The following is a 12,294-nucleotide window of genomic DNA, read 5'->3' as shown; positions in this document are numbered from 1 at the left end:
AGTAATCTTAAACAATTTTTCAGGAGTTATTTAACACAATGAGTTTGATCGAAGAAGTTTGGGCACGCGAGATCCTTGATTCGCGCGGAAATCCGACGGTTGAGGCGGAAGTTATCCTTGAAGACGGCACATCGGGCCGCGCTGCGGTGCCGTCCGGCGCGTCGACGGGCGAGCACGAAGCGGTTGAATTGCGTGACGGCGATCCGTCCCGATATCTCGGCAAAGGCGTGATGAAAGCGGTCGAAAACGTCAACGAAAAGATCGCGTATGAACTCGAAGGGCTCGACGCGCTTGACCAAACCCTCGTCGACGAAGCGCTGCTCGCGCTCGACGGAACCGAGAACAAATCTAATCTCGGCGCCAACGCCTTGCTCGCGGTCTCGATGGCGAATGCGCGCGCGGCCGCCGCGTTTCAGGAGTTGCCGCTGTATCGCTACATCGGCGGCGTCAACGCCAAAACGCTTCCGGTTCCGATGATGAATATCATCAACGGCGGCGCGCACGCCGACAACAACGTCGATTTTCAGGAATTTATGATTATGCCGGTCGGCGCCGAATCGTTTTCGGAAGCGCTCCGCGCCGGCGCCGAGATCTTTCATAATTTGAAGAAAGTCCTGAGCTCGCGCGGTTACGCGACGAGCGTGGGCGACGAGGGCGGTTTCGCTCCGAATCTGAAATCAAACGAAGAAGCAATCGAAACGATCCTTGAAGCGATCGACAAAGCCGGTTACAAAGCCGGCGAGAATGTGATGATCGCACTAGATCCGGCGTCGAGCGAGTTTTATTCGAATGGAAAATACGTCTTCAAAAAGAGCGACAAGCGCGAGCTGACGAGCACCGAAATGGCCGATTACTGGATCGATTGGACGAATAAATATCCGATCATCTCGATCGAGGACGGTATGGCCGAAAGTGATTGGGACGGTTGGAAATACATCACGGATCAAATCGGCAAAAAGGTTCAGCTAGTCGGCGACGACCTTTTCGTGACCAACACCAAGTTCCTGCAGAAAGGTATCGATCTCGGCTGCGCGAATTCGATCCTGATCAAGGTCAACCAGATCGGGACGTTGACGGAAACGCTCGACGCGATCGAACTGGCGAAAACCCACAATATGACGGCCGTGATCTCGCACCGTTCGGGCGAAACCGAGGACTCGTTCATCGCCGATCTCGCCGTTGCGACGAACGCCGGCCAGATCAAAACGGGCAGTCTTTCGCGTTCGGATCGGATCGCAAAGTACAATCAACTCCTTCGTATCGAGGAAGACCTCGACTCGGCGGCGCGTTTCCCGGGACGCAAAGCGTTCTATCAAATCGGTTAGTTTGAAGGCGTTCGTTTCTTATGAACGATAACTTTCGCGAGTGGCAAAACGGTGAATTCACGATCAGTACCGACCCGGTGCGGTTGGATCTGGACGAGATTCACCGTTTTTTGTCCGAAGAATCGTATTGGGCTCAGAATCGCTCGCGTCAAGAGACCGAAACGGCAATAAAAAATTCCTTGCCTTTTGGACTCTACAAAGGCGAGAATCTAATTGGATTTGCGCGTGTGGTAACGGATTTTGCGACTTTCGCATATCTCGGCGACGTGTTCATTGTCGAGGAGTTCCGGGGACGCGGTTTGAGCAAATGGCTGATGGACTCGATCGTCGGCCATCCCGAACTGCAGGGCTTTCGCCGATGGGTACTCGCGACGCGGGACGCGCACACGCTTTACGAGAAATTTGGCTTCCAAGAACTTGTCCATCCCGAACGTTGGATGGAAAAACCCGCACCGAATGCGTATTGAGGACTTTCGACTTCCAAACCTGAGATCGGATTCAACGATGACGAACCACCCGAAACGACCGCTTGCACTGGTGATACTTGACGGCTGGGGTTATTCGCCGCGCAAGGACGGCAACGCGATCGCGTTGGCGCATACCCCGAACTACGACGAGATCTGCGAAAAATATCCGATGACGCTGCTCGCGGCCTCGGGGAAGCGCGTCGGACTCGCGCCTGACGCGCCGGGAAGCTCCGAGGTCGGGCATCTCAGCATCGGAGCCGGCCGGATCGTCAAAACCGACACTTCGCGCATTTCTGAGGCAATCAGATCGGGCGCTTTTCTCAATAATCAAGTTCTTAAGAAATCGTTCGAGGCGGCAAAAATCCGCAACTCATCGGTTCATCTGATCGGTCTTTTGAGCGACGGGGACATTCATTCGTCGCCGGAAACGCTTTTCGCGCTGCTTCGAATGGCGAAAAAGGAAGGACTGACGAACGTTTTCGTTCACGCGATCCTCGACGGACGCGACGTAATGCAGCGCACGGCCGACATCTATGCGGAAGCGGTTGAGATCAAAATGGCCGACATCGGTGTCGGCCGGTTTGCGACGCTCTGCGGCCGCTACTATGCGATGGACCGAGACTCCAATTGGGACCGGACCGTTCGCGTGTACACGATGCTCGTCCACGGCGAGGGCGAACGCGCAACCGACGCCGTGTCGGCGATCCGCAGCTCTTTTCTTCGCGGAATCACCGATGAATTCGTTCAACCGATCGTCCTTGAGAACGAGTCGCGGGAACCGGTCGGCAACATCAAGAACGGCGATGTGGTGATCTTTTTCAATCATCGCGGCGACCGTATGCGACAGCTCGTCCGAGCGCTTGCGGTCCCTGATGAAACCGGGAACCAATCGCTCGTGAAACCGCAGATCGACGCCGTTTGTCTGACCGAATACGACCGGAGTTTTCGGGTTCCGGTCGCTTTCCGGCCGGAGCGCGAAGACAGGACGCTGGCCGAGGTATTCGCCGAGCGCGGCATAAGCAACGCGCGGATCGGCGAGACTGACAAATACGCGCACATCACATATTTCCTTAACGGCGGCGTCGAAAACGCCTTGACAGGCGAACAGCGCCTGATAGTGCCGTCGCTCAAAAGATCGGCGGTTGAAACGTCGCCCGAAATGAGTTGTTTTAAGGTCACCGACAGTTTTCTCAACGCGCTCGACGAAGGTGCCAGCGACGTTTACATCGTCAACATCGCCGCGCCCGATATCGTTGCACATAGCGGAAACCTCGAGAAGACGGTCGAGTCCGTGCAGTTTGTCGACACTTGCCTCGGCGGGATCGTCGAAAAGATTCGCGAAAAGAACGGCGTCGCGATCTTGACCGCCGACCACGGCAATATCGAAGAAATGGCCGACGTCATCACCGGTTCGCCGAACAATTCCCATACGTCAAACCAGGTTCCGTTTCACCTCATCGACGATTCGACGCAAGGAGTCAAGCTCAGATATGACGGCGCGCTGCAGGATATCGCGCCGACCGTTCTCGGGCTATTGGGAATTGAAAAGCCGGACGAAATGACCGGGCGTGATCTAAGGGACGGTTAAGCTCGTCCGTTTCTTCTTGAAGCCGATTTTCCCGACTTCGTTCATTCGCGAAAACTCCCCCCAAACCGTATAATCTTCTCTTCCGATTTCAAAATGCGGGACGAAAATTATGGTTGAAGAGTTTGTTTTCGACAATACCGAAGAACGTCGAAAAACGCGTCAAAACGGCGCCGGTTGGATTGAGGTCATCGTCGGTTCGATGTTCTCGGGCAAGAGCGAAGAACTGATCAGACGTCTGCGCCGGGCGCAGATCGCGCGGCAGAAAGTTCAGGTTTTCAAACCGAAGATCGACGATCGTTACTCGATCGAACAGATCGCGTCGCACTCCGGAATGACGCATATTTCAAAGCCGGTGATGACGGCGAAAGAGTTATTGGTTCAGATCGAGGAAGATACGCAGGTTGTCGGTATCGACGAGGGGCAGTTTTTCGATATGGAACTGATCTCGGCCGTCAATGACCTTGCGAACGCCGGAAAGCGCGTGATCATCGCCGGCCTTGACCAGGATTACACCGGACGCCCTTTCGAACCGATGCCGCAACTGCTTTCGATCGCCGAATTCATCACCAAAACGCACGCCATCTGCGTCAAATGCGGGAGCACGGCAAACTATTCGCAACGGACTTCAGAATCGACCGAGCGCGTCGAGGTCGGCGCGGCGGACAAATACGAAGCGCGCTGCCGGAAGTGCTTCGTGCCGCATTCGGACAAACCGACGGATTTGTGATCCGGGAACTGCGGTCGCGGCACTTCAATTATCAATTCTCAAGTTTCAATTAAGAATCTAAGGAAGATCGGTTGAATACAAAATCATTGGTCGAGGATCTTTACTCACGCGTCGATGCGGCGGCATCGCGGTTGGCTGAGGTTCATTCCGACCGATTGAAATGCGCGCAAGGCTGCGCGAGTTGTTGCGTCGACGACATCACGGTTTTTGAGATCGAGGCCGCGAACATTCGGTCGAAACACCCGGAACTGCTCGAGTCGGAAATGCCGCACACCCGTGGCGCGTGTGCGTTCCTGGACGACCAAAACGCCTGCCGGATCTATCCGGATCGGCCATATGTCTGCCGCACGCAGGGTTTGCCGTTGCGCTGGATCGAGGACGATCTGGAGGAAGCATTCGAGTATCGCGACATTTGCCCGCTCAATGAAGCCGGTGAGCCGATCGAGAAATTGGATGAGGCAGATTGCTGGACGATCGGCCCATTCGAGGACGAACTCGCCCGACTCCAGATCGCGAGTGGAAATACGAATCGGGTGCCGCTTCGAGATCTATTCAAAACGGCTGAAGGGCGCTAGGTCGCTCGACTATGAAACGCGGGCATCCCTTCACGCTTGAGCGCTTCAAAAGACGCCTTGCCGTTCGAGGCTTTCGACGCGTTCGCGTCGTGCGGGCAGGGATGCCCGCGCTCCCCTCACCCGCCGAGTTTTGCGAGCCGCTCGGCCGCCGCTTCGAGAGTTGAGTCTTTCTTGCAGAAACAGAATCGAAGACGCTGTGAACCCTTTGCTTTATCGTTGTAGAACGACGATCCCGGAACGGCGGCGACGCCGATGTCGCGGATCAGATGACGGGTGAATTCAACATCGTCTGAGAAACCGAAATCCGAAATGTCGGTCATCACGTAATACGCGCCTTCGGGAAATCCGCATTTGAATCCGGCATTTTTAAGTATCGGAACGATAAAATCCCGCTTTCGCTGATATTCGGCCTGAAGCTCGTCGTAATAATGTTCGGGAAACTCCATCGCGAACGCGCCGGCGTGCTGAAGACAGTTCGCCGCGCCGACGGTCAGAAAATCGTGAACCTTGCGTACCGCGTTCGTAAGGTCCGCCGGCGCGATGACATAACCGACGCGCCAACCGGTGACGGAATAGGTTTTCGACAGCGAATTGACAACCACGGTCCGATCCTTCATTCCATCAAGCGTCGCCATCGAAATATGTCGGCTGTTCGTAAATCCGAAATCTGGAATTCCTGATCCCGAATCGTAAATGATGTGTTCGTAGATCTCGTCGGTGAAGCAGAGCGCGTCGAATTCCTGGCAGAGCCCACCGATGAACTCGAGTTCTTCACGTGTGAAAACCTTTCCGGTCGGGTTGTTCGGATTGCAGATGATGATCGCCTTCGTGCGTTCGCTGAACGCCGCGCGCAGTTCGTCCTGCTCGAAATACCAGTCGCCATTCGCCGTTTCGTATAGCGGAACGTGAACCGGTGTCGCATCCGAAAGAATCGCGTCCGGCGCGTAGTTTTCGTAGAACGGTTCGAACAGGATGACTTCGTCGCCCAAATCGACGGACGCCAGCATCGCCGCGATCATTCCTTCGGTCGAACCGCACGTGACCGTGATCTCGCTTTCGGGATCGACTTCGAGACCGAGAAAACGCTTCGTTTTGGCGGCGATCGCGTCGCGGAATTCCTTCACGCCCCAGGTTACCGCGTACTGATTGTGATCGGCCTCGATGGCCTCGATCGCCCGGCGCTTGATTTCGTCCGGAGCGGCGAAATCGGGAAAACCCTGACCAAGATTGACGGCGCCATACTTGACTGCCTCACGCGACATTTCGCGGATCACGGATTCGGACAAACTAAGAGATTTGGTTGAAAGTCTGCTTTTCATATTGACAAAAATCTTATCACACCAGAGCTCGGGGGAGACGGTAGACAGTAGACGGGAGAGACGGTAGACGGTCGACACTTCTCAGTTCTCAGTTCTCAGTTCTAGCTGGATTACGGTTGACGATAGAGAGTAGACCCGTCTCCCCGCCTACCAGCCATCAGTCCTTTTTCCAAAATCTAAATGTCACCCCGAAAGTAAATGTCGTCGAATATCCTGGGGTCGCGTGGATGCGCGGTACGATCGCGCAAGTCGGGCACGTTCGGGACTCAAAATAGTTCTGAGTTTCGTAGTATCGCTTGTTGAAGAGATTGTCGACCGAGAAATTGAGATCGACCCATTTTTTCAACCGTTTTGTTACCGAGAAATCGACGACGTCGTTGCCGGCAGCTCGAATCGTGCGATCTTCGCCGTCAAGACGATAGCTGGAAATATGCCGCCAGCTTAAAGACGAATTGAACCCGCGAAAGTCCGACAATACGAATCCGGCGTTGGCGACCGTTTTCGGCGCGCTGTCGATGACGACCCGTGAGCCATCCGGTGCGAATTGGCCCGGATAAATGGCGCGAATCACCTGTGTCAGACCGGCGTTGAACTCAAGTTGTTTCGTGATTCGGATCGAGTTTCGGAATTCGATGCCATAGGAGCGCGAGCGGCCGGCGAATTCGATCGATCCGTCGTCCGGGATGTAAACCTGTTCGTTCGAACGATCGATCAGAAAAGCGCTGAAGACCGCCGAAAGCCGTCGCGTGTTGATGCTTGTGCCGGTTTGATAAAAGTCGGTGGTTGAGATCTTCGGGCCATTCGGATTCCGCGCGACGCCGCGCGCGTCCTGCGACGAAATGCCGCGGCCGTAGTTCGCGTAAAGCGTCACGGGGATGGTCTCAAGCGGCGACCAGGCGATCGAGAGTTTCGGCTGGACCTTGCCGCTGCCGTCTTTCCCGTTCAGCGTTTCACGTGATTCCGACAGCTCGTAGCCCTTAACATCGAACGCGAAATAATCGAACCTCAGGCCGGTGTCAACCCTCAGGTGGCCGTTGAAAAAGTAGAATCCATTCTGAACGTAACCCGCGTAATTGTTGACTTTCGCGTTCGCCTGAGTCAGCAGAACGTCTGGATTTCCGGGATTTCCAGGCAAGAATTTGCGGTTCGGATTTCGCCCGACCGTCGGATAAAGCCCGACGTTGATCTGGTTGAGATGTAGATTGGCGCCGACCGTCAGAAGCGATTGAATCCCGGAAAATCGGTAAGGCTGAAGAAACTGAACGGTCGCGCCCTCCTGCAGCCGTGAATCGTGTTGCTGGATCTCGTCGCCGTAAACAGGATCGGCAAGAAAGAAAGTGAAATTAGAAAAGAGATCGAACAAAGATCGACCGACGAACGCATCGGCCTTGAACATCGCGCCCGACCTGAATTCTTTTCGGTAATAGCCGCCGATGGTTCCGAGCCGGACCTTTCCGCCGTTCTCCGGATCGATCGCGCCGAATCGGTCGAGTTGTCCCGACGTCACGAGGTCGAGCGGAATCTGGCCCGAAGAAAAGAAGTTGTTTCGTCCGAAATTGAATTTGAACCCGATTGCCTGCGTTTCCGAGAGTTTTCGGGTGATGTTTGCCGTGACATTGTCCCGCCGATACTTGAGCGGATTCTCAAACGGGCCGTTCGTGCGTGAGAATTCATAGGCTAGAAACGAATCGAACTTCTTTATCTTGGGACTGTAAGCCGCGAAAGTCCGAAATGTCCCGAATGAACCGCCTTGGAACCGCAGCGTCAATTGATCAGGAAAGGATTCGCGCTGGCGTATCTGAACGACGCCGAGTCCCGAAAAATCGCCGTACGCCGCCGAAAAGGGCCCGTTGATGATCGAAACATCCTGCACCAATTCAGGCGAGAGCGATTTGAGCGCGCCGAGGTATCCCTGACCGTGCCCTTGCGTTCCCTGATTCTGCTGAACGTTGTCGACGAGAATCTTGAGGCCGCCGTTGACGCCTCCGTGATCGAGATTGAATCCGAACCGGCGGATCTCGAGCGATTTGCCGCCGCCTTCGTGTTGGCCGGCATTGATTCCGGCGTTTAGCGAAAAGATCAATTGGTCGTCGCGGCCGAAAAGATTGTTCCTGTAGATCGTGTCATTGCGGTTCTCGATCTCGGGCGTCAGCGCATCGGCTTCGATGACGACGCTCTCGTTGATCGGCGGCACGATGTACGTAACGCGGATCTGCACCGAATCGAGCGATTCGCTCGCGGAAAACATTCGCGTCTGAGGTTCGATGTTCTTGCCCAAGATCGTAACCGCGATCGATTCCATCGGAACCTGAAGCGAGAATCTGCCTTCGGCGTCGGTGACGACCGTCAGGGTCTTGTCGGACGTTTCGACCTTGACCGTAACGTTCGGGACGAACTCGAATTGCGGAGTGATGACCGCGCCCGAGAGCGTCCTGACTTGCTGAGCCGCGACGCCGCCGACAAACAACACATACAGGAAAGCGATCACTAGAACCGTTCGGAGGTTCTTTTCAAACTTCATAACGGCGACCATAGTAACACAAATCTCACATTAGTAACACCCGCGCATCGCTCACTTACCGACCGACCGCCGCGGATCCTTCAATCGACAATTCCCGACGATGGCAGGGTTAAGAAGAGCTTCCCGTTTTTGATCCCTTTCAAGCTCAGGAGTTGATTCGCGAGCGCGACGATCTCGCTCACGATTCCCTGCAGGGCGATGATCTCCAAACAGTCGTCGTGACTGACGTGCAGATGCATTACGGATAAGATGATCGAATGAAACTCGTGTTGGATTTCGGCCATTTCCTGCCCGAGGTTACGCGCGTGATGATCGTAAACAAGCGTCAGACTCCCGAGTGCTTTTATCGCCATGTCGTTTTGCAGCTTCTGCTGGATCAGCGCGTCACGGATCAGATCGCGGAGTGCCTCCGACCGCGTTGCATACCGGCGAGCGGCGATCATACGGTCGAAATTCTCCAACAGGTCCTGGTCTATGCTGACGCCAAAGCGTACGAGTTCACTCACGATGGTCCTCTGACTTGCCCGCTCGAGGGCAACCTGAACATCATATCGTACCTTCGCCGTTCGGTCGAAAAGAGCCGGTCAGCCCGTCGATTTCGGCGTCGTCCGCAAGCAATAAATGGGTCTGTAATCGACTGCTTTCGGAATTCTCCTTTTCTTTGTCCGTCTCACGGCGTATCCTGTAATTGAGTGTTTCACTAATCGAACAAGGGTGATTATGCAGGAGACATCGACACTTGACCGCAGCCGGCTGATGAGCGTCCTTTGGGACATTCAGAAGAAGAAACGATGCATCGAGCCTGAAGATATTTCGAAGATCGCGCAAGCGTTCGATATGTCGAAGATCGAATTGGAAGGCATCATCAGTTTCTTTCATTTCTACCATCTCACCGATGTCGGAAAACACACCGTTTATCTCAACAACTCGATAGTTTCCGAATTGGAAGGCCGGGACGACGTCCGAAAGGCGTTCGAGGAAGCGGTCGGGGTTCGCTTCGGAAACGTCACCGCCGACAAGATGTTCGGGTTGTTCGAGACGGCCTGCATCGGTCTCAGCGATCAGGAGCCGTCGTGCCTCATAAACCTTAAACCATTCACGAACCTGACGCGGCAGAAGGTCTTCGATATCGTTGAACAACTAAGGGCCGGAAAGCCGCCTTCGTCGATTTGCGACACTCCGCGGAGCGTCATTCGATACACGCCTTCGCCCGAGCGAACGGTGTTTTTCAAGTCGTACCCCCGGTTTTCGGCGCTTGAGCATCTGAAACGGCACACCCCCGATGAGATCATCGAGATCCTCAAACAGTCGAAACTTGCCGGCTACGGCGGAGCCTTCTTTCCCGCTGGACTCAAATGGCAGCTCTGCCGGCAAAATCCCGGGGATACGAAATACATCATTTGCAACGCCGACGAGGGCGAACCCGGCACGTTCAAGGATCGCGTGCTTTTGGAAGAGCATCCCGAACTGATGATCGAAGGGATGATCTTCGCCGCCTACGCGATCGGCGCGCGCCACGGCGCGATCTATCTACGGGCTGAATACTCCCATCTTCAGAAGAAACTTGAATCGCTTCTCGAGATCTATCGGAAGGATGGTTTTCTCGGTTCGGGAATTTCCGCGCGCGAGCCTTTTGATTTCGATATTTATGTTCATTTGGGGGCCGGAGCGTACGTTTGCGGCGAAGAGACGGCACTCATTCACTCGATGGAAGGAAAGCGGGGCGAGCCCGGCACAAAAGAGTATTTTCCCGTTCAAAAGGGTTTCAAAGGCAAGCCGACGGTCGTCAACAATGTCGAAACGCTCTGCGCCGTTCCGCGGATATTCGAGATGGGAGTCGAGAACTGGCTCAAGCTCGGAACTGAAAAGACTCCCGGCACGAAGGTTCTGAGTGTTTCGGGAGACTGTTCCAAAAAAGGCATTTACGAGATTGAATGGGGAATGAACTTCGGCGAGTTTCTGAAATTGGCGGGCGCCGAAGAGGCGCGAATGGTTCAGCTCAGCGGGCCTTCGGGCGATTGCTATTCGATCACTCAATCCGCCGCCGACGCGGCGCCGGTTGCCGATCTGCGCCCCGAAGCGAGGCTGTGCGGCGAAGACATACGATGCGGCGGATCGGTGATGATCTTCAATCGGGACCGCGATATTCTGCACATTCTGAAGTCGTTTTCAGACTTTTTCGTTGCCGAATCCTGCGGTATCTGCGTGCCCTGCCGGACGGGGAATTTCCTGCTCAACAGGAGGCTCCAGAAACTCATTAACGGACACGGCGAACGCCGCGATCTCAACGATGTTATTGCCTGGAGCCGTATCATTCGGACTACCAGCCGCTGCGGACTCGGCCAGATGTCGAACAATACGCTTCTGCAGGCAGTTGAAAAATTCCCGGAAGTATTCGACAAAGCCCTCGCGGAGAATGCCGATTTCAGCCGGGCTTTCAAACTCGACGAAGCGACCGCGGAGTACGACCGGATCATTCAGGAGGTGAACGCCAGTTATGAGTGAAACGATCAGGATCAAGATCGACGGAAAAGACATCACGACGTTCAGCGGCCGAAATCTGGTAGACGTCGCGAAAGAGAACGGCATCTTTATCCCGACGCTTTGTTATTTCCGCGATATTCATCCGCTCGGAACGTGCCGTATCTGTACCGTGAAACTGAACGGCCGCCACACGACGGGCTGCACGACAAAGGTCGCGGACGGGATGGAGTTCGAGATAAACACGCCGGAACTCCTCGACAACCGCAAAGCGATCATCGAGATGCTCTACGCCGAAGGGAACCACTTCTGCCCGTCCTGCGAAAAGAGCGGCAAATGCGATATGCAGAATCTCGGATACGATATGGGCATCACGGTCACCCGCTATCCGCACGTCTTCAGCAACAAGATCGTCGATTTCAATCCGAAACGGATGATAATGGAGACGAATCGCTGCATTCTTTGCCGGCGATGCGTCGAAGAGGTCAAAACGGTTGACGGCAACGATGTCTTCTCCTTCGTCAATCGCGGTGTAAAGACGGTCGTCAAGATCGACTACGAGCAGGAAGCAAAGCTCACGGAAAGCGAGGCGATGCGGGCTATGAATCTCTGCCCGGTCGGCGCGATCCTCGTCAAGGGGATGATCCATAAGGAGCCTTTCGGCGAGGCGAAATACGATCTGCTCGGCAAGGCGGTTAAACCGAAATCCAACGGAAAGGCGCTAAAGAGGGACGACGGCGGCAAGTTCATCATCGCGACAACGTCGTTGGCGGGTTGTTTCGGGTGCCATATGTCGATACTCGACGCCGACACCGAACTGCTCGATATGCTCGAGATCGTCGAATTCAACAAGTCGCCGTTGACCGACATTAAGAACTTCTCCAAACGCTGTCATATCGGCTTGGTCGAGGGCGGCTGCTCGAATTCGGAGAATGTCCATATTCTTCGAGAATTCCGAAAGCGTTGCGACATCCTGATCAGTCTCGGCGAGTGTGCGATTATGGGCGGCATTCCGGCGATGCGGAACTTCGTCCCGCTCCAGGAATGTCTCGAGGAAGCATATCTCAACAGTCCGACGACCGAACTCGGCGCGAATATCATTCCCGCTCACGAGGATATTCCGAAAATGCTCAACAACGTCTATCCGTGCAACGAGATCGTCAAGATCGATCATTACATTCCAGGTTGTCCGCCGAGCGCGCAGCATATCTGGAAAGTGGTCAAAAGCCTTTTGCTTGGCGAGGAATTCTCGATCGCGCACGACGAGTTCAAGTACGACTGAGAGTCGTTT

The 12,294-nt window shown here is 54.8% G+C and carries 10 protein-coding genes; 7 read left to right on the top strand and 3 right to left on the bottom strand.

The features are described from left to right. Positions 1 to 38 precede the first annotated feature (38 nt). From eno to IPN69_05585, 5 genes are all read left to right on the top strand, one after another. Positions 39 to 1,325 carry a phosphopyruvate hydratase gene (eno, locus tag IPN69_05605; protein ID MBK8810194.1) on the top strand — a complete coding sequence of 429 codons (1,287 nt, stop codon included), beginning with the start codon at positions 39 to 41 and terminating at the stop codon, positions 1,323 to 1,325. Positions 1,326 to 1,345: 20 nt separating this feature from the next. Further along, on the top strand, positions 1,346 to 1,792 hold the full coding sequence (locus IPN69_05600) for a GNAT family N-acetyltransferase (GenBank protein MBK8810193.1): 447 nt from the start codon (positions 1,346 to 1,348) through the stop codon (positions 1,790 to 1,792). 37 nt (positions 1,793 to 1,829) lie between these two features. Beyond that, the gene (locus IPN69_05595; GenBank protein ID MBK8810192.1) at positions 1,830 to 3,380 is read left to right on the top strand and encodes a 2,3-bisphosphoglycerate-independent phosphoglycerate mutase; all 1,551 of its coding nucleotides are present in this window, start codon (positions 1,830 to 1,832) and stop codon (positions 3,378 to 3,380) included. 109 nt (positions 3,381 to 3,489) lie between these two features. Next, the gene (locus IPN69_05590) at positions 3,490 to 4,107 is read left to right on the top strand and encodes a thymidine kinase (GenBank protein ID MBK8810191.1); all 618 of its coding nucleotides are present in this window, start codon (positions 3,490 to 3,492) and stop codon (positions 4,105 to 4,107) included. Between the two features lie 71 nt (positions 4,108 to 4,178). After that, positions 4,179 to 4,682 carry a YkgJ family cysteine cluster protein gene (locus tag IPN69_05585; protein MBK8810190.1) on the top strand — a complete coding sequence of 168 codons (504 nt, stop codon included), beginning with the start codon at positions 4,179 to 4,181 and terminating at the stop codon, positions 4,680 to 4,682. 116 nt (positions 4,683 to 4,798) lie between these two features. On the opposite strand, the gene IPN69_05580 is transcribed toward IPN69_05585, so the two are convergent. The 3 genes from IPN69_05580 to nikR all read right to left on the bottom strand — a co-directional run bounded on the left by IPN69_05580 (position 4,799) and on the right by nikR (position 9,028). Beyond that, on the bottom strand, positions 4,799 to 6,001 hold the full coding sequence (locus tag IPN69_05580) for an aminotransferase class I/II-fold pyridoxal phosphate-dependent enzyme (GenBank protein ID MBK8810189.1): 1,203 nt from the start codon (positions 5,999 to 6,001) through the stop codon (positions 4,799 to 4,801). A gap of 157 nt (positions 6,002 to 6,158) precedes the next feature. Next, positions 6,159 to 8,522 carry a TonB-dependent receptor gene (locus IPN69_05575; GenBank protein ID MBK8810188.1) on the bottom strand — a complete coding sequence of 788 codons (2,364 nt, stop codon included), beginning with the start codon at positions 8,520 to 8,522 and terminating at the stop codon, positions 6,159 to 6,161. Between the two features lie 80 nt (positions 8,523 to 8,602). Then, positions 8,603 to 9,028: a nickel-responsive transcriptional regulator NikR gene (gene nikR / locus IPN69_05570; GenBank protein ID MBK8810187.1), complete on the bottom strand. Its 426-nt coding sequence runs from the start codon at positions 9,026 to 9,028 to the stop codon at positions 8,603 to 8,605. 214 nt (positions 9,029 to 9,242) lie between these two features. On the opposite strand from nikR, the gene IPN69_05565 reads away from it, so the two are divergent. Continuing rightward, positions 9,243 to 11,027, top strand: a complete 1,785-nt coding sequence (locus IPN69_05565) for an NAD(P)H-dependent oxidoreductase subunit E (protein MBK8810186.1) — start codon at positions 9,243 to 9,245, stop codon at positions 11,025 to 11,027. Next, complete coding sequence (locus IPN69_05560; GenBank protein MBK8810185.1) at positions 11,020 to 12,285, top strand: (2Fe-2S)-binding protein; 1,266 nt, start codon at positions 11,020 to 11,022, stop codon at positions 12,283 to 12,285. Before IPN69_05565 ends, IPN69_05560 begins: the two co-directional genes overlap by 8 nt. Positions 12,286 to 12,294: the final 9 nt, after the last annotated feature.

This window comes from Acidobacteriota bacterium (assembly GCA_016715115.1).
Lineage (GTDB): Bacteria > Acidobacteriota > Blastocatellia > Pyrinomonadales > Pyrinomonadaceae > JAFDVJ01.
The sequence above is the reverse complement of the archived record's forward strand: the minus strand, read 5'-3'. Positions and strand labels throughout refer to the sequence as shown.